Annotated in this window: 25 protein-coding genes; 11 read left to right on the forward strand and 14 right to left on the reverse strand. The window is 70.6% G+C overall.

Annotated elements, in window-relative coordinates:
- The first annotated feature begins 107 nt into the window (after positions 1–107).
- Positions 108–962 (forward strand): helix-turn-helix transcriptional regulator, encoded by an 855-nt coding sequence (locus AB0M63_RS15345; protein ID WP_366019693.1) that lies wholly within the window; start codon positions 108–110, stop codon positions 960–962.
- Positions 940–1,149 carry a DUF397 domain-containing protein gene (locus tag AB0M63_RS15350; RefSeq protein WP_366019694.1) on the forward strand — a complete coding sequence of 70 codons (210 nt, stop codon included), beginning with the start codon at positions 940–942 and terminating at the stop codon, positions 1,147–1,149. The genes AB0M63_RS15345 and AB0M63_RS15350 overlap by 23 nt, the downstream gene beginning before the upstream one ends.
- Here the strand turns inward: AB0M63_RS15350 and AB0M63_RS15355 are convergent.
- Positions 1,066–1,461 (reverse strand): hypothetical protein, encoded by a 396-nt coding sequence (locus AB0M63_RS15355; protein WP_366019695.1) that lies wholly within the window; start codon positions 1,459–1,461, stop codon positions 1,066–1,068. The two genes, AB0M63_RS15350 and AB0M63_RS15355, sit on opposite strands and share 84 nt — an antisense overlap.
- A 205-nt stretch (positions 1,462–1,666) precedes the next feature.
- On the opposite strand from AB0M63_RS15355, the gene AB0M63_RS15360 reads away from it, so the two are divergent.
- Both AB0M63_RS15360 and AB0M63_RS15365 read left to right on the forward strand, forming a co-directional pair.
- A complete protein-coding gene (locus AB0M63_RS15360) occupies positions 1,667–2,026 on the forward strand; it encodes a hypothetical protein (RefSeq protein ID WP_355905589.1) in 360 nt (119 codons plus the stop codon).
- Positions 2,019–2,288 carry a hypothetical protein gene (locus tag AB0M63_RS15365; protein ID WP_366019696.1) on the forward strand — a complete coding sequence of 90 codons (270 nt, stop codon included), beginning with the start codon at positions 2,019–2,021 and terminating at the stop codon, positions 2,286–2,288. Before AB0M63_RS15360 ends, AB0M63_RS15365 begins: the two co-directional genes overlap by 8 nt.
- A gap of 10 nt (positions 2,289–2,298) precedes the next feature.
- Here the strand turns inward: AB0M63_RS15365 and AB0M63_RS15370 are convergent, their stop codons facing one another.
- Positions 2,299–3,864: a FadD3 family acyl-CoA ligase gene (locus AB0M63_RS15370; RefSeq protein WP_366019697.1), complete on the reverse strand. Its 1,566-nt coding sequence runs from the start codon at positions 3,862–3,864 to the stop codon at positions 2,299–2,301.
- Between the two features lie 96 nt (positions 3,865–3,960).
- Here AB0M63_RS15370 and AB0M63_RS15375 point away from each other — a divergent pair, with 96 nt between their 5' ends.
- From AB0M63_RS15375 to AB0M63_RS15385, 3 genes are read left to right on the forward strand one after another with little or no spacing between them, the layout of a single operon-like run.
- The gene (locus tag AB0M63_RS15375; RefSeq protein ID WP_366019698.1) at positions 3,961–5,109 is read left to right on the forward strand and encodes a lipid-transfer protein; all 1,149 of its coding nucleotides are present in this window, start codon (positions 3,961–3,963) and stop codon (positions 5,107–5,109) included.
- A 21-nt stretch (positions 5,110–5,130) separates the two neighbouring features.
- Positions 5,131–5,550 carry an OB-fold domain-containing protein gene (locus tag AB0M63_RS15380; protein ID WP_355905601.1) on the forward strand — a complete coding sequence of 140 codons (420 nt, stop codon included), beginning with the start codon at positions 5,131–5,133 and terminating at the stop codon, positions 5,548–5,550.
- The gene (locus tag AB0M63_RS15385; RefSeq protein ID WP_366019699.1) at positions 5,547–6,320 is read left to right on the forward strand and encodes an enoyl-CoA hydratase/isomerase family protein; all 774 of its coding nucleotides are present in this window, start codon (positions 5,547–5,549) and stop codon (positions 6,318–6,320) included. Before AB0M63_RS15380 ends, AB0M63_RS15385 begins: the two co-directional genes overlap by 4 nt.
- Positions 6,321–6,323: 3 nt before the next feature.
- On the opposite strand, the gene AB0M63_RS15390 is transcribed toward AB0M63_RS15385, so the two are convergent.
- From AB0M63_RS15390 to AB0M63_RS15400, 3 genes are all read right to left on the reverse strand, one after another.
- Positions 6,324–6,881: a hypothetical protein gene (locus AB0M63_RS15390; protein ID WP_355905607.1), complete on the reverse strand. Its 558-nt coding sequence runs from the start codon at positions 6,879–6,881 to the stop codon at positions 6,324–6,326.
- A 32-nt stretch (positions 6,882–6,913) separates the two neighbouring features.
- On the reverse strand, positions 6,914–9,259 hold the full coding sequence (locus tag AB0M63_RS15395; RefSeq protein WP_355905610.1) for a serine/threonine-protein kinase: 2,346 nt from the start codon (positions 9,257–9,259) through the stop codon (positions 6,914–6,916).
- Positions 9,260–9,438: 179 nt separating this feature from the next.
- Positions 9,439–10,173, reverse strand: coding sequence for a VOC family protein (locus AB0M63_RS15400; protein WP_366019700.1), 735 nt, complete (start codon positions 10,171–10,173; stop codon positions 9,439–9,441).
- A gap of 133 nt (positions 10,174–10,306) precedes the next feature.
- Between AB0M63_RS15400 and AB0M63_RS15405 the strand changes: the two genes are divergently transcribed.
- On the forward strand, positions 10,307–10,942 hold the full coding sequence (locus AB0M63_RS15405) for a TetR family transcriptional regulator (RefSeq protein WP_355906050.1): 636 nt from the start codon (positions 10,307–10,309) through the stop codon (positions 10,940–10,942).
- Positions 10,943–11,000: 58 nt separating this feature from the next.
- Here the strand turns inward: AB0M63_RS15405 and AB0M63_RS15410 are convergent, their stop codons facing one another.
- Positions 11,001–11,498 carry a nitroreductase family deazaflavin-dependent oxidoreductase gene (locus tag AB0M63_RS15410; RefSeq protein ID WP_366019701.1) on the reverse strand — a complete coding sequence of 166 codons (498 nt, stop codon included), beginning with the start codon at positions 11,496–11,498 and terminating at the stop codon, positions 11,001–11,003.
- A complete protein-coding gene (locus AB0M63_RS15415) occupies positions 11,495–12,685 on the reverse strand; it encodes an acyl-CoA dehydrogenase family protein (RefSeq protein ID WP_366019702.1) in 1,191 nt (396 codons plus the stop codon). Before AB0M63_RS15415 ends, AB0M63_RS15410 begins: the two co-directional genes overlap by 4 nt.
- Before the next feature lie 76 nt (positions 12,686–12,761).
- Here AB0M63_RS15415 and AB0M63_RS15420 point away from each other — a divergent pair, with 76 nt between their 5' ends.
- A complete protein-coding gene (locus AB0M63_RS15420; protein WP_366019703.1) occupies positions 12,762–13,934 on the forward strand; it encodes an acetyl-CoA acetyltransferase in 1,173 nt (390 codons plus the stop codon).
- On the opposite strand, the gene AB0M63_RS15425 is transcribed toward AB0M63_RS15420, so the two are convergent.
- From AB0M63_RS15425 to AB0M63_RS15455, 7 genes are all read right to left on the reverse strand, one after another.
- Positions 13,832–15,013: an acyltransferase gene (locus AB0M63_RS15425; RefSeq protein WP_366019704.1), complete on the reverse strand. Its 1,182-nt coding sequence runs from the start codon at positions 15,011–15,013 to the stop codon at positions 13,832–13,834. The genes AB0M63_RS15420 and AB0M63_RS15425 overlap by 103 nt on opposite strands.
- Before the next feature lie 275 nt (positions 15,014–15,288).
- Positions 15,289–15,684: a VOC family protein gene (locus AB0M63_RS15430; RefSeq protein WP_355905631.1), complete on the reverse strand. Its 396-nt coding sequence runs from the start codon at positions 15,682–15,684 to the stop codon at positions 15,289–15,291.
- Between the two features lie 44 nt (positions 15,685–15,728).
- Positions 15,729–16,400, reverse strand: a complete 672-nt coding sequence (locus AB0M63_RS15435) for a pyridoxal 5'-phosphate synthase (protein WP_366019705.1) — start codon at positions 16,398–16,400, stop codon at positions 15,729–15,731.
- Between the two features lie 10 nt (positions 16,401–16,410).
- Positions 16,411–17,295 carry a GNAT family N-acetyltransferase gene (locus AB0M63_RS15440; RefSeq protein ID WP_366019706.1) on the reverse strand — a complete coding sequence of 295 codons (885 nt, stop codon included), beginning with the start codon at positions 17,293–17,295 and terminating at the stop codon, positions 16,411–16,413.
- On the reverse strand, positions 17,292–17,891 hold the full coding sequence (locus AB0M63_RS15445) for a GNAT family N-acetyltransferase (RefSeq protein WP_366019707.1): 600 nt from the start codon (positions 17,889–17,891) through the stop codon (positions 17,292–17,294). The genes AB0M63_RS15440 and AB0M63_RS15445 overlap by 4 nt, the downstream gene beginning before the upstream one ends.
- 12 nt (positions 17,892–17,903) lie before the next feature.
- Complete coding sequence (locus AB0M63_RS15450) at positions 17,904–18,329, reverse strand: Zn-ribbon domain-containing OB-fold protein (RefSeq protein WP_366019708.1); 426 nt, start codon at positions 18,327–18,329, stop codon at positions 17,904–17,906.
- Positions 18,329–18,778: a DoxX family protein gene (locus tag AB0M63_RS15455; protein WP_355905646.1), complete on the reverse strand. Its 450-nt coding sequence runs from the start codon at positions 18,776–18,778 to the stop codon at positions 18,329–18,331. The genes AB0M63_RS15450 and AB0M63_RS15455 overlap by 1 nt, the downstream gene beginning before the upstream one ends.
- Before the next feature lie 240 nt (positions 18,779–19,018).
- On the opposite strand from AB0M63_RS15455, the gene AB0M63_RS15460 reads away from it, so the two are divergent.
- Positions 19,019–20,605, forward strand: a complete 1,587-nt coding sequence (locus AB0M63_RS15460; RefSeq protein WP_366019709.1) for a subtype B tannase — start codon at positions 19,019–19,021, stop codon at positions 20,603–20,605.
- A 191-nt stretch (positions 20,606–20,796) separates the two neighbouring features.
- Positions 20,797–21,987, forward strand: a complete 1,191-nt coding sequence (locus AB0M63_RS15465; protein WP_366019710.1) for an NAD(P)/FAD-dependent oxidoreductase — start codon at positions 20,797–20,799, stop codon at positions 21,985–21,987.
- The last annotated feature ends 50 nt before the right edge of the window (positions 21,988–22,037 follow it).

Below are 22,037 nucleotides of genomic sequence, written 5' to 3' on the forward strand. Positions count from 1 at the left end.
CTTCCTGCGCGCTCTGTGACGAATCACTCACACAGTGACGTGGCAGGCCGTAGCGTGGAAGGGATTTCAGCTGCGCACGCGCAACAGGCAAACGGCGGTGATGAGTTGTGCCCTCTCGTAAGGACCCCGACGCGTCGGCGAACGTCCCCTCCTTCTACGGCGCTGAGTTGCGCTATCAGCGGGAGTTGGCGGGGCTGACGCTGGAGCAGTTGGCGGAGGGAAGCTTTCACGGCATCCCGTTTCTGAGCCAGATCGAGCGCGGCGAGCGGCGCATGCCGGCGGATCTGGCCCGGCACGTCGACAAGAAGCTGAGGACCGACGGGTTTTTCGAGCGCCGTTGTGAAGATGCCGCCAAGGCACGGCGGTTGGGGCATCCGCTGTACTACGCGGATGTGCCTGACCTGGAGAAACAGGCCGAGACGCTGGAGGAGTGGGCTCCCGACGTCATCCCCGGGCTTCTGCAGACCGAGCCGTACATGCGGGTCCTCATGCATCACGCGGAGCCATCGCCGTCCCGTGAGCTCATCGAGGAGCGTATCCGTGGACGGGTGAAGCGGGCGGAGCTGTGGAACCGCGCGGACCGACCCGCCTACTGGGGGATCCTCCGCGAGGCGCTCATCCGAGACCCGATGCTCCCACCAGGAGAGATGGCCAAGCAGTTGGAGCACATCCTCGACGTGGTCCGGTCCACCGAGAGCGTTTTACAGATCGTCCCGCGCACAACCATCGCGCACCCTCTCATGTACGGCATGGCCAAGATCATGACCTTCGCCGCCGCACCCCCGCTGGTCTGGACAGAAGGCAACTCCGAGGGGCAGATTGCCGATTATCCGGCCGTCGTGAAGAAGTACCGCAGGTCGTACGATCTGCTCAGGGCCGTCGCACTTCCACCTGAGGCGTCCCTGGCCTTGGTCGAAGAAGCAGCGAGGAACTTCAAACATGAAGCGCAGCAAGGGGATTGATCTGCACTCCGTCACTTGGCGCAAGAGCAGCTACAGCAACGGAGAAGGCGCCGACTGCGTCGAGATAGCCGCCGGAGTCCCCGGCCTCATCCCCGTCCGCGACTCAAAGCGCCCCCACACCGCCGACCCCGTACTCCTCTTCCCCACCGCCGCCTGGTCCGCGTTCCTCACGGACGTGAAGCGCTGACCCGGGCGGGGTCCACTCGGGCCACCGCGTACTGCGTACCCCCGAAGTCCGCAGGGTCGCGACCTCCGTGCGGTCGATCTCGCCGTGTTCGATCGCTGAGATCCGGGCAGTCGAGACACCGATCGAGTCGGCGATGTCGCACTGGGTGAGGTGCTGATCCCGGCGGATCTCCACCAGCTTGTAGGCCCGCACCTCGGCGAGGAGGCGTTCCTTGTCGGCCCGTCTCTCCTCAGGGGTACGCACTGGCAGCCCAGCGGCCCTCCGCGCCTCGTCGACCCGGCGCTTCAGTTCCTCCCAGCTCACGGTGCTCACTTGTACTCCCTCGCGTCCAACCCGGCGATGTCGTTCCGGTAGCCCTGCCCCGCGCCGGAAACTAACGCAAGCGGTGAGCAGCGGGGCACGATCCTGGACTGATCACCCCGAAGAGTCCCCCGCCCCCGCCATCTGTCTCGAACACCCTGCGTGACGGGCCATCGCTGGCGTACCGTAAACCTGGCAGAGCCCACGGAGGGACAGGATGACCGCACAGCACATCGAGCCCGGCGGGCCGCTCACCCCGCGCCCCGAGCGCACGCCCACCGCCCTTCGCGTCGCGCTGGCCGGAGTGGCTCCGCACCGCCTGCCCGAGATGGAACGCCAGAAGGACGAGGCCATCGCTCTGGCCGCGAGGATCGGCAGCCTCGGCCCGATCACGCAGTTCCTTGAGACATGGGCCATCGTGATCGAGATCGCGAGGACTCCTTCGGCGGCTGCCCGCCTCCGTGCGGCGGAGTACACGGCGCAGAGTGTCGGTCGGGACAACCCGGCATGGCGTGACGCCATGGACGAGATCCACACCCTCCATGCCTGGGCCCGGGAGACGCTGGCCGGTGAGTGACTGGCACTGGGAGTACGACCCGGACGAAACGCACGTCATCGGCGGCGAGACGCCCGCACCTCCGGCCTTCGTCGCCGAGGTGGAGAAACGAGCCGACGAAATCGTGCGAGCCGCAGAAGCACTGCACATCGACGGGACCGCGTACCAAGGCGCGGGCGAAGGCGTGCAGACGGCTTACGTGCCCGGCGGTATGTTCCTCTACTTGTCCATCCCGCGGCACGAGTGCGTCTACATCCTCCAAGTCACCCTCTGGCCTGCCTGACCCCCACCCCTCACCGCCCCCGCAACTCCCCCTTCACCACCTTCCCACTCGCATTCCGAGGCAACTCCCCCACAAACTCCACCACCCGCGGCACCTTGTAGTTAGCCATCTCCCGCCGAGCCCAGGCGATGAGGTCGTCCCCCGTCAGCACCGCGGCCCCCGCCCGCCGCACCACATACGCCTTCCCGACTTCCCCCAGCCGCGCGTCCGGTACGCCGATCACCGCCACGTCCGCGACATCGGGATGCAGGCCGAGCAGCTGCTCTATCTCCGCCGGGTACGCGTTGAAGCCGCCGACGATGAACATGTCCTTGATGCGGTCGGTGATGCGGAGGTTGCCGGACGGGTCCAACACCCCCACGTCGCCGGTGCGCAGCCAGCCGTCCTCCGTGATGACCTGGGCCGTGGCGGCCTCGTCCTCGTAGTAGCCGCGCATGACGTTGAAACCCCGGACCAGGACCTCCCCCGGCTCACCCACCGCCGCCTCGACCCGCACCTCCGTGCCTGGTATCGCCCGCCCCGATGTCGACGCGATCACCGTCGGATCATCGCCCCGCCGGCACATCGTCACGATGCCGCTCGCCTCCGAGAGGCCGTACGCCGTCAGGACGGTCTCCACGCCCAGCTCCCCCCGCAGCCGTTCCACCAGCCGCAGCGGCACGACCGCCGCGCCCGTCACCACCAGCCGCAACGCCGAGAGGTCGTGCGCGTCTCGGGCCGGATGGTCCAGCAATGACTGGTGGAGCGTCGGCGGGCCGGGGAGGACCGACACCCGTTCCGCCGCGATGTTCGCCAGCGCGGTGTCCACGTTGAACACCGGCTGCGGGATCATCGTCGCGCCGCGCATCAGACAGGCCAGCACGCCGGCCTTGTAGCCGAAGGTGTGGAAGAAGGGGTTGACGATGAGGTAGCGGTCGCCCTGCCTCAGCCCCGCGAGGTCGCTCCAGATCTCGTACGCCCGTAGCGTCTGCGCGTGCGAGATCACCGCGCCCTTCGGCCGGCCCGTCGTGCCGGACGTGAAGACGATGTCCGAGGGACGGGAGCCGTCCACCAGGGCGGCGCGTGCCCGCACCTCGTGCGCCGGCACCCCGTCGCCCCCCGCCAGGAAGTCCTTCCAGGTGCGGAAGTCGGCGGGCGCGTCGTCCGACAGCACCACCACCTGGTCCAGCTCGGGCAGATCGGGCCCCTCCGCTACCGCCCGCCGCAGCGAGGCCACGTACGAGGTCCCGAGGAACGTCCCGGTCACGAACAGCAGCCGCGCCCCGCTGCGCCGTATTACATCCGCCGCCTCAACTCCCTTGAAACGGGTGTTGATCGGCACCAGCACCGCCCCCGCCGAGACCGCGCCGAGCGCCGCCACGATCCAGTCGAGGGAGTTCGGGGCCCAGATCCCGACCCGGTCGCCCGGCGAGACGCCCGCCGCGACGCAGGCCGCCGCCGACCGTTCGACGCGTGCGCCCAACTCGGCGTACGAGATCCGGGTCCGGCCCTCCACCACCGCCTCGGTGTCGGCGTACCGCTCGGCGGCCGACCGGACCAGGCCCGGGATGCTGCCCCACTCCACGTCTCCGCGCATGAACGGCCTCCCTGCACGCGGTAGCTGACTACCCGTCAGATTAGCTGTAGCCTGACGCCCTGTCAGCCGCCCCGGCACCATGTGGAGGCCCCAACCATGGCCGGAATCAAGGACGCCACCGCGATCGTCGGCATCGGTCAGACCCCCTTCGCCAAGCAACTCCCCGAGGACGAGCGGGCCTTGGCCTGTCGTGCGGTGCTCGCCGCCCTCGACGACGCCGGGATCGCCCCGGACGAGGTCGACGCGCTCGCCTCCTACACGATGGAGGAGACCGACGAGGTCGAGCTGGCGAAGGCCGTCGGCTTCGGGGACCTGACCTTCTTCAGCAAGGTGGGGTACGGAGGGGGCGGTTCCTGCGCCACCGTCGCGCATCTCGCCGGCGCCATCGCCGCAGGGCAGGCGAGTGTGGGGGTCGCCTGGCGGTCACGGAAGCGGGGCAGTGGGGCGAGGCCGTGGACCAACACCGCCCGCCAACTCCCCACGCCGGCCCAGTGGACCCGCCCTTTCGGACTCCTCCGGCCCGCCGACGAGATAGCCATGCTCACCCGCCGCTACATGTACGAGTACGGCGCCACCCGCGACCATCTCTTCAACGTCGCCCTCGCCTGCCGGAACCGCGCCAATCAGAACCCGGCCGCGATCATGTACGACCGCCCGCTCACCCGCGAGATGTACATGACCTCCCGCTGGATCAGCGAACCCCTCTGCCTCTTCGACAACTGCCTCGAGACGGACGGGGCGTTGGCCTGCGTGGTCGTGTCGCGCGAGCGGGCCCGCGACTGCCGTAGCCGTCCCGTCTACGTCCACTCAGCCGCCCAGGGCCTCCCCGCCCAGCACCACGGCATGGTCAACTACTGGAACGACGACCCACTGACCGGGCCCGCCTGGACCGCCGCCCGACACCTGTGGAAACACGCCGACTTCACTCCGCAGGACGTCGATGTCGCCCAGATCTACGACGCGTTCACCGCCCTCGTCCCTCTCTCCCTGGAGGGCTACGGCTTCTGCGGGCGGGGGGAAGGCGGGGCCTTCACGGAGGGCGGCTCGCTCGAAATCGGGGGCCAACTCCCCCTCAACACCAGTGGCGGTGGGCTCTCCGAGGCGTACGTCCATGGCTTCAACCTGATCAACGAGGGCGTACGGCAGTTGCGCGGCACCAGCACCGCCCAGGTCCCGGACGCCGCCACCTGTCTGGTGACGGCGGGCGAGGGCGTCCCCACCTCCGCCCTGCTGCTCACGACATGAGGACATGAGGAGTTGACCGCCATGCTCTTCCCCGTCACCGACACCGACGGCGCCCCCTTCTGGCAGTACGCCCGCGACGGCGAACTCCGCGTCCAGACCTGCGCCGACTGCGACGAACCCCGCTTCCCGCCCCGCCCCTGCTGCCCCCACTGCCAGTCCTTCGCGAGCGAGTGGCGGCCGACGAGCGGGAGGGGGCGAGTGTGGTCGTACGTCCTCCCCCACCCCCCGCTCCTGCCCGACTACGCCGCCGTCGCGCCCTACAACGTGATCGTGGTCGAGTTGGCCGACCATCCGCGCATCCGGCTGGTCGGGAATCTGGTCAGCGAGGTAGGGGCCGCGATCAACTCCCTTGCGCCGGAACGGGTTCGGATCGGGGCGCGGGTACAGTTCGTGTTCGACCCGGCCTCCGGGCTGCCGCAGTGGGTCCTGGAGCGGTCATGACGCTCCGGCTCGCCGCCGACAAGGACACCGGTGTCGCCGTCGTCACCCTCGACCGGCCGCACAAGCTCAACGCCATCGACCTCGACACGGCCGCCGAACTCAGTGCCGTATGGCGGGAGTTGCGGTTCGACGACACCGTGCGGGCCGTCGTACTCACCGGGGCCGGGGAACGCGCCTTCTGCACCGGGCTCGACCGGGACGCGGTCGTGCCGCAGCCCAACTCGCCCTATATGCAGGACGATCCGCTGCTCCACATCGGGCCGAAGGCCAACGACCTGTGGAAGCCGGTCGTCTCCGCCGTGTCCGGGATGGCCTGCGGCGGGGCCTTCTATCTGCTGGGCGAGAGCGAGTTCGTCGTCGCCGATCCGACCGCCGTGTTCTTCGATCCGCACACCACCTACGGCATGGTCAGCGCGTACGAGTCGGTGCTGATGGCGCATCGGATGCCGTACGGCGAGGTCGCGCGGATGATGCTGATGGGGACGGCGGAGCGGATCTCCGCGCAGCGGGCTTACGACATCGGGCTCGTCTCCGAACTCACCCCGCCCGGTGGGGCGTTGGAGGCCGCCGTGGCCTGCGCGGCCGTCATCGCCGGGTATCCGGCCGAGGGTGTCCAGGGCACCGTGCGGGCCTTGTGGGCGGCGAAGGAGGCGGCGCGGGCGCAGGCCTACGCGCAGGCGCCGCCGCTCATCGCGCTCGGGAACCTGCCCGACGAACGGCAGGCGGAGCTGTTCGCCGGGCGGCGGAACGGCGGCTACCGGACGCGGTGAGCGTCAACTCCCCGCTGTCGCCCTGGGGTCGACCTCGCAGTGGTCCACGGGGGTCGAGGTGCCGAGCACCGGGACGCGGACCGTGGCCTTGCCGTTCGCCGGGACCTTGACGTCCTTGTAGTTGAAGTCGACCTCGTTGTCCTGGGCGTCCTTGAAGGTGACGTCCACGGAGAAGGTGGCCTTGCGGCTGTTGGGGTTGCTGACCTCGACCGTGGCGTACTGCCGGGTCGCCGTCGCGCAGCTCACCAGCTTCGCCGTACCGTCCAGCAGCGTGCCGCCGCCGCTCCCAGTCGCCGTAGAGGTGGGTGTGGAGCGGTAGTTGGGGCGGCGGGTGTACGAGCTGCTTCCCGAACTGTCCCCCGACGTACCGCCCGACGAACTACCGCCCGATGACGTCGACGTGTCGTGATCCTGGCTGGAGCTGCTGCACCCGCCGCCCCCTCCCCCGCTGCTCCTGTGACGGCTGGTGCTGTGGTGCCGTCCGGTGGAGAAGCCGGTGAGGGTGAGGACCACCATCGCCAGTACCGCCGTGAATTTGAGCCTGCGCCCCCGCGTCTGCATCCGATCATGGTACCGACCCGAACGGGCGCCGCTCACGCGGTCCTTGCGGTGCCCGTCCCCTTCTCCGCGTCGAGGGCGTACACGCAGCGGTCCTTGCTGCACGCGTACACGACGCCGTCCCTGACGACCGGCGCTCCGGTGATCTCGCCGCCGGTCGCCAGCTTCCAGCGCAGGCGGCCGTCGTCGGCCTTGAGGGTGTAGAGGAGGTGGTCACTGGAGCCGAAGTGGATACGGCCCTCGGCGACCGCGGGGGCGCCGACGATGTCGCCGCCCGCCTGGAAGCGCCACTTGGGGGTGCCGGTGACCGCGTCGAGTGTGTAGAGGCCCTTGCCGCTGCCGACGTGCACATGGCCGGCGGCGACCAGGACCGGTTCGATCGAGGCCCGGGGTTCGGTCGCGATGCGCCAGCGGTCGCGGCCGTCGGCGGCGTCGAGGGCGTAGACCGTGCCGAGGTAGTCGGCGAGGTAGACACCGCCGCCGGTGACGGCGGGGCCGGGGGCGAAGGTGGGTGCGCAGAGGAAGACCGCGGGGGCCTCGAAGTGCCAGCGGACCCGGCCGCTGGCCACCTCGACGGACAGGACGCGGGTGCCGGCGGCGACGTAGACATGACCGTCCGGGGCGGCGGTGATCCGTACGGGTACGCCGCCGCATGAGGCCACGTCGCCGATCGGGTACGCCCAGCGCTCGTCGCCCGTCCGGGCGTCCAGGGCGCGCAGGCGGGCGTCCTGCCAGACGTAGACGGTGCCGTCGTGCAGGGCCGGGCCCGCCTCCGGGGACTCGAAGTCGGTCTGCGCGCCGGTGAGCTGCCACAGCTTCTGGCCGGTGGACGCCTCCCAGGCCTGCACTCCGCCGCCGCGCGTGCCGGTGACGACGGTGCCGCGCTCGGCCTTGAGGGAGTACACCCAGGCGTCGGTGGACAGCCGCCACAGGTCGCCGCCCTCGCGGGCGTCGAGGGCGAAGAGGGTGGGCCCGTCCGAGGCGTGGATACGGCCGTCCGCGACCGCCATCGACCAGGCGACGTCCCTGGTCTTGAAGGAGCGGCGGCCGGTCTGCACGTCCAGGGCGTGTACCTCGAAGGAGGTGACGTAGACGAGGTCGCCGGCGACGGTCGGGGTGCCCCACACGTCATTTGACATACGGAACCGCCAGGGGCGCCAGCCGGACGCGGTCTCCGGGGGCAGCGGCGGCGGTGCGGGTACGGCGGGGCCCACGGCGGCGTCGGTGCCGTTGACGCCGGGGCGGGGCCGGGACCAGGAGGCGACCAGACCGGCCTCCGGAGGGGGTGCCTTCACGGCGGCGGCGCGGGCGTCGGCGACCCGGGGGCCGGGGCCGATCGGCACGGGGGCGCCGGCCAGCCGTACCGGCCCGGTGTCGGGGGCGCCGACCGGGACGGGCACGACGGGGTCGTGGGAGGGCGGGGGCGGTACGGCGACGCGACCGCCGCCGCTGCGGCCGGCGGTGGGCGTCGGTTTCACGGCCGGGCGGCCGCCGCGCCGGGTCTCGATCAGGCCGACCGCGCGCTCGGGCAGCCAGGCCGAGGCCGTACCGCTGTCGTCGGAGCCGGAGCCGAAGAGGTGGGGGGCGAGCTGGGCCTGGAGGTCGGCCGGGTTGGGGCGGCCGGTGGCCTCCATCTGCATGCAGGACTCGATGAGGGGGCGCAGTTCGTCCGGGAGGCCGGTGAGGTCGGGGCCCTCGCGCAGCAGCATGAAGACGGTCTCGACCGGGTTGGCGCCGTGGAACGGGGGGTGTCCGGTGGCGGCGAACACGAGCATCGAGCCGAGCGAGAACACGTCGCTTGCGCCGGTGACGCTGCGGGAGTCCTTGGCCTGCTCGGGGGACATGTAGGCGGGGGTGCCGACGGCGACGTTCGTCATCGTCAGCCGGGTGTTGGAGACGCCGGAGGCGATACCGAAGTCGATGACCCGGGGGCCGTCCTCGACCACGAGCACGTTCGACGGTTTGAGGTCGCGGTGGACGAGACCCGCGCCGTGGATGGACTGGAGCGCCTCCGCGACCCCGGCCGCGAGCCAGCGCACCGCCTGGGCCGGCATGGGCCCGCACTCGTTCACTATCTCTTCGAGGGAGGGTGCCGGTACGTACGCGGTGGCCAGCCAGGGGACGGCGGCCCGCGGATCGGCGTCGACCACGGCGGCCGTGTAGAAGCCGGAGACCGCCCGGGCGGCCTCTACCTCACGGGTGAAGCGGACCCGGAACAACTGGTCCTCGGCGAGCTCCGTACGGACCGTCTTGATCGCCACGCGCCGACCGGACGCCGAGCGCGCCAGATAGACCAGCCCCATGCCGCCCGCGCCCAGCCGTCCCAGCACCTCGAACGGCCCGATCCGCCGCGGATCGTGCTGCGTCAGCTGATCCACCACTTGCCTGCCACCTCCCCGTACGGGCCACGCCACCCACATATGGACGCGACCCCGTGCAGCGTCTCACCACCGCACCGCCATGGCGGCACGCACCCTGATTCTTCCTGGCCGGGCCACAGGTTGCGAACCCGGCGACTAATCGGGGTGTCTCGGCATATCTCCGGACAAACGTCCAGGTGTCAGCGTTGCAGCAGCGCGAAGGACGCCCCTTGATTGTCGGTGACGACGGCCACTTTTCCGTACGACGTCTCGAAGGGCGGGACCTGGACCCGCCCGCCCAGCCGGTGCACCACTCCCAGCGCGTCCACGAGGCGCTCGACCCGGAAGTGGACGAGGAAATGCGGCGGCATCTCGACCGGGAACACGTCCGAGACGGGGGCCCGGCCGAAGTCGGGGGCCGCGTCCGGTCCGAAGAGGGCGTCTGTGAAAAGTCCGCCGTAGAAAGTGTTCGCGGTCTCCGTGTCGCGCGTGTACAGCTCGGCCCAGGCGAAGGTGCCGGCCTTGTGCCGGACGCCGAAGCCGGGGTGGCGGGCCGCCTGCCAGAGGCCGAAGACGGCACCTTCCGGGTCGGCGGCGAGGGCGGCGGTGCCCAGTTCCCCCACGGGCAGCGGCGCCATCACGACCTGTCCGCCGGCTGCCCGGATCCGCCCGGTCAGCCGCACCACGTCCGGCGTCGCGAAGTACACCGTCCACACGGTCGGCATCCGTCCGTCCGCCTTGTGAGCGAGCGCCGCGACGGGCTCACCGTCCTTGCGGGCCCATACGGAGCCGCCGTACGCCTCCTCGAATGTCCACCCGAAGAGCTCACCGTAGAACCGCCTGCCCGCCTCCACGTCCGGAAGCTGCGCGTCCACCCAGCAGGGGACGCCCTCCGTGTACGGCTCTTCGTTCGTGGATGCCCTGTTTTCGGCCATACCGTCAAAGTAACGGCGCCGCACGCACCGCGCAGACCAGCGCACCAGCCTCAAACAGCCCGTGCACCCCATTTGCAGTCGGCCGAATCGCGCTCCGATCACCCCTCGGTAAGCTGACGGCATGACAGGACAAGTGCGTACCGTCGACGGCCGCGTGGCCGGCCGGCGTGGGCAGGCGACCCGGCAGAAGCTGCTCGACTGCCTAAGCGAGATGCTCAGCTCCTCCCCTTACCGGGACGTCAAAGTCATCGATGTCGCCCGGAAGGCGGGTACTTCACCCGCGACCTTCTACCAGTACTTCCCGGACGTCGAAGGTGCCGTCCTGGAGATCGCCGAGCAAATGGCCACGGAGGGCGGCCAGTTGACGGCGTTGCTCGACGGCCGGACCTGGGTCGGAAAGGCCGGCTGGACCACCGCGCAGGAACTCGTGGACGGATTCCTGGAGTTCTGGCGCCGTAACGACGCGATCCTGCGGGTCGTCGACCTCGGAGCCGCCGAGGGCGACAAACGCTTCTACAAGATCCGCATGAAGATCCTCAATTCCGTGAACAACTCGCTGACGGACTCGATCACCGAGTTGCAGTCCAAGGGGCGGGTCGACAAGGACGTGAACCCGGCGGCGGTCGCCGGTTCGCTGGTCGCGATGCTCGCGGCTGTCGCCTCGCACCAGAAGGGTTTCCAGACGTGGGGCGTCAAACAGGCTGAACTGAAGCCGAACCTGGCGCTGTTGGTCCATCTGGGCGTGACCGGCAAGAAGCCGACGAAGTAGCGACCGCTTCCGCGGTATCTGCTTCCCGGGTCCCAAGTCCTGTCTCGTGGGCGGTGGTTCACCCTGGTGGACCGCCGCCTGCCCTGCCTGTGCCCCCGCGTGTGATCCGGAACAGCCGGATCTCCCGCTCCACCCGCGCCTGATAGGTGGCGTACGGCGGCCAGAAGGCGAGCGCCGCCTTCCAGACCGCAGCCCGTTCCTCGCCCTCCAACAGCCGGGCGGTGACCGGGATTTCCTCGCCCTTCCAGTTGATCGAGGCGTCGGGACGGGCGATGAGGTTGTGTGTCCAGGCGGGGTGACCGGTCCGGCCGAAGTTGGAGCCGACGAGGATCCACCCGTCCTCCACGGGCATACAGGCGAGCGGCGTTCGGCGCGGCTGCCCGCTCCTCGCACCCCTCGCGGTCAGGATCACGCCCGGCAGCATCTGCGCGCTGAGCAGCACCTTGCCGCGGGTGAGCCGGTGCACGGCCCGGTCGAGCGCCGGGACGACATGCGGGGCGACCTTCGCGAACCCCCGTGTCGACGAGACCTTCTGCACCACACGGACACCGATCACACCGTCACCTCGCGGTTCTCGAAGAGACGCGCTCCCTCGGCGGCGTACGCCCGCAGCCGGTGCACCGGCCCGAAGAGCAGTTCGTCACCGGCGGAGCGCTTGAAGTACAGATGAGCCTGGTGCTCCCAGGTGAACCCGATGCCGCCGTGCAGTTGGATCCCCTCGGCGGCGGCCGCCCGCAGCGCCTCCAGGGCCTGGGCGAGCGCGAGCGCGCCCACCCGCTCGCCGTGGACGGTCGCCCAAGCCGCGTAGTAGGCCGCCGACTTGGCCGCCTGCACCTGCACATACACATCGGCCAGCCGGTGCTTCACCGCCTGGAACGACCCGATCGCCCGCCCGAACTGCTCCCGCTGCCCGACGTGTTGGACGGTCAGCTCCAGCACACGGTCTGCGGCCCCGACGGCTTCGGCGGCGAGGACGACGGCGACGGTGTCACCGAGCGCGGAGAGCCCTCGCAGCACGGCGGGGCCATCGTCCACCCCCAGCAACTCGCCCTCCACGTCCCGCAGTTCCAGCCGCGCCTGCGGCCGGGTCGCATCGAGGGAGGTCTGCCGGGTCCGTACGATCCCGTCCGCGTCCCCCGCCACGAGGAACAGCAGGGTCCGCGACCGCGCGAACCCTCCCGCGTGGGCGGCGACCAGCAGCAGGTCGGCGCTGTGCCCGTCGAGCACCTGCGTCACCTGCCCGTACAGCCGCCACCCGGCTTCCCCCTCCCGCCTGGCCTGCACCCCGCCCGCGCGCCCGCCCCCCGCCCACTCGCCGCCGTTGTCGCCGGTGAGGGTGAGGGCGGTCGTGAGGGCGGTGCCGGGCACGGCGAGAGCGGCGGTCAGGGAACCGGCGGCGATGCGGGGCAGCAGCCGGGCGCGCTGGGCATCGGTGCCGAGCGCGAGGACGAGCGGGGCGACGAGCACGGCGGTGGCGAGCAGTGGGGAAGGGGCGAGACAGCGCCCCAACTCCTCGCAAGCCAGGGCGAGTTCGGTCGCCGTACAGCCGACGCCGTCGTACGACTCCGGGAGTGCGAGCCCCGGCAGTCCGAGCCGGTCGGCGAGGGCTGTCCACAGGACGGGGTCGTGTCCGGCGGGGGTGTCGAGGGCGGCTCGGAGTTCGGCCGGTCCGCAGCGTCTGGTGAGGAGTTCGCGGAGGGTACGGCGGATCTCGTCCTGCTCGGCGGTGAAGCTGGCGTCCATGGCACTTCCCTCCAGATCTGACGGTCCGTCATATTAGGAGTCCGGGCACGATATGCACAGAGGGAGGAGGCCCCTCATGACACCGGGGAGCCGCAAGGTCGCCGTGATGGGTGTCGCGCTGTCCGACTGCGGACGCGTGGACGACCTGACCCCCTACGCCCTGCACGCCCAGGCGGCCCGCCGCGCGCTGGCGGACGCGGGCCTGGAGAGGGGCGTGGTGGACGGCTTCGCGTCGGCGGGCCTGGGCACCCTGCCGCCCGTCGAGGTGGCCGAGTATCTGGGCCTGCGCCCCACCTGGGTCGACTCGACGGCGGTCGGCGGTTCGACCTGGGAGGTCATGGCGGCACACGCGGCGGACGCGATAGCCGCCGGCCACGCGAACGCCGTCCTCCTCGTCTACGGCTCGACGGCCCGCGCCGACATCAAGGCGGGCCGCCGGACCGGCAACCTCTCCTTCGGCGCGCGGGGCCCCCTCCAGTTCGAGGTCCCCTACGGCCACACGCTGATCGCCAAGTACGCGATGGCCGCCCGCCGCCACATGCTCGAATTCGGCACGACCATCGAGCAGTTGGCGGAGGTGGCGGTGCAGGCCCGCGCCAACGCCGCGCTGAACCCCGAGGCGATGTTCCGCGACCCGATCACCGTGGACGACGTCCTGTCCGGCCCGATGATCGCCGACCCCTTCACCAAACTGCACTGCTGCATACGGTCCGACGGCGGAGCGGCGGTGCTGCTGGCCGCCGAGGAGTACGTACGGGACTGCCGTACGGCGCCGGTGTGGGTGCTCGGCACCGGGGAGCATGTCTCGCACGCCGCGATGTCCGAGTGGCCCGACTTCACGGTGTCACCGGCGGCGGTGAGCGGCCGGCTGGCCTTCGAGCGGGCCGGGGTGCGGCCCGAGGAGATCGACTTCGCGGAGATCTACGACGCGTTCACCTACATGACGTTGGTGACGCTGGAGGATCTCGGCTTCTGCGCGAAGGGCGAGGGGGGCGCCTTCGTGGAGAAGGGCCGGCTGCGGGTGGCGGGCGGCGATCTGCCGGTGAACACGGACGGGGGCGGTCTTTCGGCCCAACACCCGGGCATGCGGGGGTTGTTCCTGCTGGTGGAGGCGGTACGGCAGTTGCGAGGAGAGGCCGGGGACCGTCAAGTCACCGACCGGACGGGCGAGTTGCCGCGACTCGGGGTGGTCTCCGGGACGGGCGGCTGGTTCTGCTCCTCGGGGACGGTGGTGCTGGGGAATGGCTGAACACCGCTGCTCCGCCCGATCAGGGACTGCCAGGACCTGTTCCGCTTGAAGGGCAGCTCGAAGACCTGGGAGAACAGCCGCGCCGCGAGCACCGAGACGGGCAGGCCGACGAGGAGCGTGAAGCAGAAGGTGTGCAGGCCGGGCGAGACGAAGTGCGGGGCCACCCGGCGGATCACGACCAGGACGATCGGCAGGTGGATCAGGTAGAGGCTGTAGGAGAAGTCGCCGAGACTCCGCAGGGGCCGTGTGGTCAGGAACCGTACGAGGGCGGCGGGCCTGCCGGTGGCGACCGAGGCGAGCAGCATCGTCATGGCGGGGGCGACGGCGAGATCCACCCAGAAGTAGTGGTTCACCGTCCACACCTCGCCCCGCACGACACCGAGCGCCAGGACGGGCAGCGCGGCCAGCACGGCGAACCATCCCCAGGGCAGGCGCCGGACCCGGTCCGACGCGGCGACGATGCCCGCGCCCACGACGCCCGCGACGAACACGGGGAAGAGATGCGGGGCGAGGAGGTTGTCGCCCTCCGCCGGAGAGGCGCCGGCCGCCGTAAGCCCGAGGCCGATCACCGGGAGCGTCGCGCACAGGATCAGGACGGTGGCGTTGAACCGGCGCCGGACCAGAAGGAGCAGCGGGAAGACGAGATACAGCTCGGCCTCCACCCCGATCGACCAGAAGGCGCCGTTCGGGGTCGGGGCGGTAAACACGTCCTGGGCGACGAGGCCGTAGACCAGGACGGAGGCGCCGGTGGGCGGCCCGTTGTGCGAGGCCGGGACCACGAGCCAGGAGACGGCCAGGCTGAGGATCAGCGCCGCCCAGTAGGGCGGCAGGATGCGCCAGGCCCGTCGGCGCAGGAACCGCAGGACGCCGTCCGACCGCCAGCCGTGCCGGGCCGGTGAGATGGCCAGGGAGAAGCCGGACAGCACCAGGAAGAAGACGACGGCGATCCGCCCGAACATCAGCACGTCCAGCCACGGGGGCGCCGCACTGTTCGGGTAGCCCGGGAAGGCGTACAACCAGCAGTGGAACAGCACCACATACAGGGCCGCCAGACCTCGGAGACCATCCAGGCCCTGCACTTGCCGCCGGTCCGCTGAAATCGTCCCGTTCCCTTCCCTGGTGCCGTATTCGTGTCAGTGACTGGTACGCACCGTCCGGCCCGGCGGTTCAGCCGGGTCACCGATCGGGGTGGACGCGGACACCTCGGGCGCGCTGATCGAGGGCGCCTTGTCCGCGGCGGCATCGCAGGAGACGAGCGACCCGGCCGGCAGGGCAACGACTGCGACACCGGCTGCGTGGCGTGAGAGGCGACGGTGGGTCCCGGGGTTCAGGGCCACGGGAGCTCCTTCGCGGCCTAGTTCCGCGGTGCCAGGGTGCGCTGGACGCAGAACTCGTTGCCCTCGGGGTCCGCCATGACCACCCAGTTGCGGTCCGGGCCCTGGCCCACGTCCGTCCTGGTGGCGCCGAGGCCGAGCAGCCTGGTCACCTCGTCCTCGGTGCTGCGGTCGATCGGGCTGACGTCGAGGTGAAGCCGGTTCTTGACGGTCTTGTCCTCAGGCACCCGGACGAACAGCAGGGTGGGCGCCATCTGGCGGGCCCGCACCTCCTCGACGGTGGGCACCCACGAGCCGATCTCGACCTTGCCCTCGCTCCGGTCGATCACCTGGAAGCCCAGAACCTCGCACCAGAAGCCCGCGAGCCTCTCGGGATCGTGGCAGTCGACGGCCAACTCGGTGAACCTACTTGTCACGACTCTCCCAGACTGTGCGGACGGGGCTCAGAGTATGCCGCGCGTCAGGGCCACAGCAGACTCTTCGACCAGCCCCGCTCCTGACGCTCATAGCTCAGCCGCACATGTCGTCGTAGCGCATCCCCTTGGAAGAACTCGACCTCGTCCGGGAACACCCGGTACAGCGTCCAGGACGGCACCGGCGTCTCCGGCTCGCGCCGCGCCCGCTCCCAGGCCGCTTCCGATGCCCGCGCCAACTCGTCGAGGGACGGCAGGACTTCGCTCTGGTGGCCGGTCAGCGCGGCGGCCAGGGCGCCGGTGGAGTGGGCGTGCAGGTCGGCCTGGGATTCGGCCGGGGTCGCCGGGAGGACCGGGCCGCGCAGCCGGACCTGGCGGCCGAGGCGGGGCCAGTAGAAGGCGAGGGCGGCGTACGGGAACGTGGCGAGCTGGCGGCCCTTGCGGCTCGTCGCATGGCTCGCGAAGGACCAGCCCTCCTCGTCGGCGCCGTGCAGCATCACGATCCGTACGTCCGGGAGACCCTCGTCGTCCCGCGTAGCCAGTGACATCACGTGCGGCTCGGTCTCCCCCGCCGCCACCGCCTCCGCGAACCAGGCGGTGAAGAGGGCGAGCGGGGTGTCAGGCGCCGAGTCCGGGTCCAGGGGCGGCAGTTCGGTCACCTCCGGGGCCCATACCCGTAGTGACCTCAGCAGTTCTTGAAGATCCGGTCCCGTTGTCATGGGTCGAGTATCACCTTGGGCCGGCGCCTTTCCTGAAGTCATACCTGGCGAAGTCCACCACCGCCCGATATCCGATCCGCCGGTACAGCGCGTTGCTCGTCGGGTTCGCCAGGTCCGTGAACAGGAGTACCTCCTCCGCGCCCGCCGCCCGCGCGACCCGGCTGACCTCCGCCGTGACCGCACCCGCGTAGCCGTGGCCCCGGAGTTCGGCCGGGGTGTAGACGGGAGCGACGCGGATCTGGCCGGCCACCTTCGCCGTGATTCCGGCCATGGACACCGGCGTGCCGTCCGGGGTCTCCCAGAGCGTGATCCCGCCGTACGCGATCCGCGCCTCGGCCCACTCGCCCGGGTCGTGTGTGACCCCGCCATCCCCTCCGATCGCCTCCACGAACTCGCCGTACCAGCATATGAGTTGTTCGCGGTCCTTTGCCTTCGCGACTCTCGGGTGGCCGGGCGGAGTGGGGTGAGGGGGCGTCAATTCGGTGAGGCGGTAGAGGCGTTGGCGGGCGTGGAGCCCGGGTGTGGCTCCGGTCTGGCGGCGCCATGCCTGCGCGAAGGTCGACGCCGTGTCCCGTTCGGCCATGACGCCGGGCAACTTGTCGCCCCGGTCGGCCAGTTGGGTCGCCAGTGCGTCGGCCTCCTCGGTGGTGAGGGCGGTGAGCATCAGTCGGCCGGGCGGGGTGCGGAAGAACGCCGCCCGTACGGCGCCGTCCCGTTCCAGCGCGCCGAACACCGGGGGTGCCTCGCCGTAGAGGTGCATCCCGCGGCTGCGCAGCGCGTGCGTCACGGTGAGGGGGACCGTGTGCAGTGCAGGGTTCGTGCGCAGGAAGTCCTCGGCGTGGGTGAGGAATTGGTCCAGGTCGCCGGTGATGTGCCAGGTGCCGGCGCCCGTCACACCTTCACCTCCGGGTCCGTAGCCAGCCGCCCGTGCAGGTGGACGTCGCGGAACGCGTCCCGCCGCCCCTCCTCGAACATCGCCCCGCGGCACGTCCCCTCCGCCGGGAAACCGCATCGTTCGGCGATGTGGCAGGAGGCTTCGTGGCCGAGGGCGTGGCCCAGTTCGAGGCGGTGGAGGCCGAGGTCGGTGAGGGCCCAGTGGGCGGCGAGGGTGAGGGCGCGGATCACGACGCGGTGGCCTCGGGCCTCGGGGAGGGTCCAGTAGCCGACTCGGGCGACGCGCATGATGTGGTCGATCTCGTTGATGCCGATATGTCCGAGGGTCCTGCCGTCGGCCGCGTCCGTGACGCGGAACGAGGCGCTGATGCCGTCCTCCGCGTTCTCGGCGCGGGAGCGGAGCGAGTCGCGGGCACCTGCGATGCCGGTGATCGGCCGCAGCGGTGTGTTCCAGCGCTGGAACTCGGGGTCACTCACTCCGCGCAGCCAGTTCCTCACATCGCGGTCGTCGTCGGCGTCCCAGGGGCGCAGCCGCAGGCCGTGACCGTTCAGCTCGGGGAAGGGGTGCCGGAGAGACCGCTCGCGTATGTGGGCCATCGCGCCATTGAATCAAGTGCCTCCCGCCCCGGATACGTCATTTTCCCTCAGCCTGAACACCGGTACCCCGTCCCGGAACGCCACTTCCAGCGGCGTGCCGGCCCGCAGACCGGCCGTCGCGGTCTCCACCAACTCCGTCATCATCCGCGGGCCCTCCGCGAGATCGACGACCGCGGCGACGTACGGCACCCGCTCCCCGAAGGGCGGCAGGTCGTTGCGGTGGACGACGGACCAGGTATAGAGCGTGGCGTGGCCGCTCGCGGTCTCCCAGGTGACGTGCTCGCTCCAGCAGTGGGGACAGAACTCGCGGGGGTAGTGGTGGGCCCGGCCGCAGTCCGCGCAGCGTCGGACGAGGAGGCGGCCCTGCTCGGCCGCGTCCCAGTAGGTGCGGGTGAACGCGTCCGCCTCGGGGAGGTCGTAGCGCGGGGCTCCGGCCATCAGAACCACCCCAGCGCCGCGTCCACCGACCAGACCTGCCAGGACATCGCGAACAGCGCGACGACCGAGATGAGCGCCATCATCGCGTTCTGCCCCTGCTCCGCCCAGTCGTGGATCATGAGCGTGAAGTAGAGGACGTTGAGGAGCAGGCCGCCGACGAGGGCGACGGGGGTGAGGAAGCCCGCGACCAGGCCGAGGCCGACCGCGAGTTCGGCGTAGACGACGACGTACGCCATCGTGCGCGGGCGCGGCGCGACCATCGTGTCGAAGCCCGAACGGACCGCGTTCCAGCGGTGTTTGGCGGCGACGTCGGCGGCCCAGGCGATGCCGGTGCCGCGTTCGAACCAGGCCTTCTTGTCCTTGTGCCGCCAGCTCTCCAGCCACCACAACCCGAGTCCTGTACGGAGGACCGCGAGCCAGTCCGCTCCGCTGAGCCAGATCGCATCCATGAATCTGACGGTACGTCAGAAGCTACGGAAAGCCGAGGGGTACAGCTGAAGAAAGCCCGGAGCCGGCCATGAAAATCCTGTGCGCGGGCCGTGCCGCTGTGGGCCCGCCATGAATCCCGGCAGATTGTTGACGATTTTGTTCGCCGCCAATTACGTTCGCAAGCGCAAGGCCAAGGAGCGTTCGGGAAGACGAGAGGCAGCACGGTGAAGCACAGGGCAGTGAAGCGCAGGACGGTAGTCATGGGCATCGGCGCCACCGCCGGTGTCGCGGCGGTCGGCGGCATCGCGCTCAGCGCGAACGCGAGCGACTCGAAGTCGTCGTCCTCGGACTCCCTGGTCTTCGACCCGGACGCCTACACGAAGCTGACGACGACCGTCACGGACACGGACGACAAGGACCACACGGTCGTCTACCACTTCTGGAAGGCGATCACCTACGTCGCCAAGCCGGTCGACGCCACCTACCAGTCGCTGAACGTCAGCGTCCCGGTCGAGATCGACGGCAAGGCCGTCGACGCGACGAACGCGCCGATCCTGTTCGCCAACTCCGTCGGCGGCTACATGCCCTCCTCGGTGTCGGACGCCACCGGCGTCGGCGGTGGCAGCGCCTCGGCGGGCGGCGGCACCATGCCCAGCGGTGCGCCCTCCTCCAGCTCCAGCGCCGCGCCCAGCGGCGCCGCCTCGAACGCCACCGGCGCGACCAACGCCACCGGCGGCGCCATGAACACCAACCAGCTCCTGGCCCTGGCCGCCGGTTACGTCGTCGTCGAGCCCGGCGCCCGCGGCCGTACGCTCAAGAACTCCAGCGGTGAGTACTACGGCACCGCGCCCGCCGCGATCGTCGACCTCAAGGCCGCCGTCCGGTACGTGAAGTCCAACAAGGGCCGCATCCCGGGCGACGTCGAGCGGATCGTCTCCGCCGGTACGAGCGCCGGTGGCGCGCTGTCCTCGCTGCTCGGCGCGTCCGGCGACAGCCCGCTCTACGACAAGTACCTCAAGGAGATCGGCGCGGCCGACGCCTCCGACGCGATCTTCGCGACCGGTGCCTGGTGCCCGATCACCGACCTGGAGCACGCGGACGGCGCCTACGAATGGAACTGGGGTGCCAACGACCTCAGCACCGGCAAGCAGGTCGACCAGACGGTGTCCAAGGCGCTCCAGGCGCAGTTCGCCGAGTACCAGGCGGGCCTGAAGCTGCGCGGCCTCGGCGGCTTCGGCCCGCTGACCGCGCGCAACCTCGACGAGTACATGGTCAAGCAGTACCTGGAGCCGTCGGCGACGACGTACCTCGCGGCCCTCTCCGACTCGGCCCGCGAGACCTACCTCAAGGCCAACACCTTCATCACCTGGTCCGGCGGCAAGGCCACCTTCACCTGGGCCGACTTCCTCACCCACGTCGGCGCCCGCAAGAAGGACACCCCGGCCTTCGACGCCTTCGACCTGTCGGCCGGCGAGAACAACGAGTTCGGCGCGGGCACGACGCTGGCCCGCCACTTCACGGCGTACGGCGCGAAGAACGACTCGACGGGCCTGAGCAGCAAGCGCGTCGCGAGCGACATCCCCGCCAAGCTCGACCTGATGAACCCGATGTACCACATCGCCAAGAAGAACGAGGGCCGCTCGAAGCACTGGTGGATCCGCCTCGGCACCAGCGACTCCGACACCGCGCTGACGGTCTCCGCGAACCTCGCCGCCGCCCTGGACAACCTGGGCGACGACGTCAACCACCTCTACTACTGGGACCAGCCCCACGGCGCCAACACCGACCCGGGCGACTTCATCACCTGGATCGCACAGGTGACGGGCCGCAAGGCCAAGCGCAAGTAGGCGCCACCTTCCACGACGCCGAGCCCGCCGCGCACACCGCGGGCTCGGCGTCGCGGCTTTTCCACGGTCCTCACACACCAGAGGCTCTACGCCACCCACCTCACCCGGTTCTCCACACGCGTGATCAATCCGCAACCAATTCCGGGCTTGACCGAGACCCATCAACGTGGGACGTGATTACGCTCGCGCTCATGGCCGACTCCACAGCGTCCCCGAGCCCCGTGGCGCACCTCCACACAGACCGTCCCGTGTACGTCGTCGGCGGCGGCCCCGGCGGTCTCGCCGCCGCGTACGCGCTGCGCGCCCGGGGCGTCCGTGCCGTCGTACTGGAGAAGTCGGACCGGGTCGGGGCGTCCTGGCGCGGGCACTACGACCGCCTCCATCTGCACACCACCCGGCGGCTGTCGGGCCTGCCGGGGCTGGCGATGCCGCGTCGTTTCGGCCGCTGGGTCTCGCGGGACGACGTGGTGCGCTATCTGGAGAAGTACGCCGAGGTCCACGAGCTGGAGATCGTCACCGGCGTCGAGGTCTCCCGTATCGAGCGCGCGCCGGACGGCGACGGCTGGCTGCTGCACGCCACCGGCGGCCGTGAGCTGACCGGCCGCGCGGTCGTCGTCGCCACCGGCACCAACCACACCCCCCGGCTGCCGGACTGGCCCGGCCGTGACACCTACACCGGCGAGCTGCTGCACGCCCGCGACTACCGCGACCCCCGGCCCTACGCCGGCCGGGACGTCCTGGTCGTCGGCATCGGCAACACGGGTGCGGAGATCGCGGTCGACCTGGTGGAGGGCGGCGCGTCCCGCGTCCGCCTCGCCGTCCGCACCACCCCGCACATCGTGCGCCGCTCGACGGCGGGCTGGGCGGCCCAGTACACGGGCGTGCTCGTACGACGGCTGCCGGTGCGCCTCGTCGACCGGCTGGCGGGGCCGATGGCCAAGCTCAGCGTGCCCGACCTGGCGGAGAAGGGGCTTCCGCGGCCCGATACCGGTCTCTACAGTCGGGTCAACGAAGGGGCGATCCCGGTGCAGGACGTCGGTCTGATCGACGCCGTGCGCAAGGGGCGGGTCGAGGTGGTGACGGCCGTGGCGGGGTTCGAGGACGGCAAGGTGATCCTCGCCGGCGGCGACCGGATCGGTCCCGACGCCGTCGTGGCTGCCACCGGCTACGTCCGTTCCCTGGAGGGTCTCGTCGGCCATCTCGGTGTGCTGGACGCGCGCGGCAGGCCGGTCGTGCACGGCGCCCGCACCCCGAAGGACGCGCCCGGCCTGTACTTCACCGGGTTCACCAACCCCATCAGCGGCATGTTCCGCGAGCTGGCCATCGACGCGGAGAAGATCGCGAAGGCCGTCGCGAAGACGGGCGAGAAGTCGGGCGCGTAGGCCCGGGCACAGAGGCATCCGCGTTCTTTGCGTGCACGACAGTTCCTGAC

Origin of the sequence: Streptomyces sp. NPDC051576 (assembly GCF_040681835.1) — a bacterium.
Classification (GTDB): domain Bacteria; phylum Actinomycetota; class Actinomycetes; order Streptomycetales; family Streptomycetaceae; genus Streptomyces.

Bases quoted from the DNA above. Each gene is read 5' to 3' on its own strand.
- AB0M63_RS15435 (WP_366019705.1), bottom strand. From the start codon at position 16,400: ATGACAACGGGACCGGATCTTCAAGAACTGCTGAGGTCACTACGGGTA.
- AB0M63_RS15380 (WP_355905601.1), top strand. From the start codon at position 5,131: ATGCTCTTCCCCGTCACCGACACCGACGGCGCCCCCTTCTGGCAGTAC.
- AB0M63_RS15360 (WP_355905589.1), top strand. From the start codon at position 1,667: ATGACCGCACAGCACATCGAGCCCGGCGGGCCGCTCACCCCGCGCCCC.
- AB0M63_RS15455 (WP_355905646.1), bottom strand. From the start codon at position 18,778: ATGGATGCGATCTGGCTCAGCGGAGCGGACTGGCTCGCGGTCCTCCGT.
- AB0M63_RS15420 (WP_366019703.1), top strand. From the start codon at position 12,762: ATGACACCGGGGAGCCGCAAGGTCGCCGTGATGGGTGTCGCGCTGTCC.
- AB0M63_RS15450 (WP_366019708.1), bottom strand. From the start codon at position 18,329: ATGGCCGGAGCCCCGCGCTACGACCTCCCCGAGGCGGACGCGTTCACC.
- AB0M63_RS15350 (WP_366019694.1), top strand. From the start codon at position 940: ATGAAGCGCAGCAAGGGGATTGATCTGCACTCCGTCACTTGGCGCAAG.
- AB0M63_RS15370 (WP_366019697.1), bottom strand. From the start codon at position 3,864: ATGCGCGGAGACGTGGAGTGGGGCAGCATCCCGGGCCTGGTCCGGTCG.
- AB0M63_RS15400 (WP_366019700.1), bottom strand. From the start codon at position 10,173: ATGGCCGAAAACAGGGCATCCACGAACGAAGAGCCGTACACGGAGGGC.
- AB0M63_RS15390 (WP_355905607.1), bottom strand. From the start codon at position 6,881: ATGCAGACGCGGGGGCGCAGGCTCAAATTCACGGCGGTACTGGCGATG.
- AB0M63_RS15445 (WP_366019707.1), bottom strand. From the start codon at position 17,891: ATGGCCCACATACGCGAGCGGTCTCTCCGGCACCCCTTCCCCGAGCTG.
- AB0M63_RS15385 (WP_366019699.1), top strand. From the start codon at position 5,547: ATGACGCTCCGGCTCGCCGCCGACAAGGACACCGGTGTCGCCGTCGTC.
- AB0M63_RS15465 (WP_366019710.1), top strand. From the start codon at position 20,797: ATGGCCGACTCCACAGCGTCCCCGAGCCCCGTGGCGCACCTCCACACA.
- AB0M63_RS15375 (WP_366019698.1), top strand. From the start codon at position 3,961: ATGGCCGGAATCAAGGACGCCACCGCGATCGTCGGCATCGGTCAGACC.
- AB0M63_RS15415 (WP_366019702.1), bottom strand. From the start codon at position 12,685: ATGGACGCCAGCTTCACCGCCGAGCAGGACGAGATCCGCCGTACCCTC.
- AB0M63_RS15460 (WP_366019709.1), top strand. From the start codon at position 19,019: ATGGGCATCGGCGCCACCGCCGGTGTCGCGGCGGTCGGCGGCATCGCG.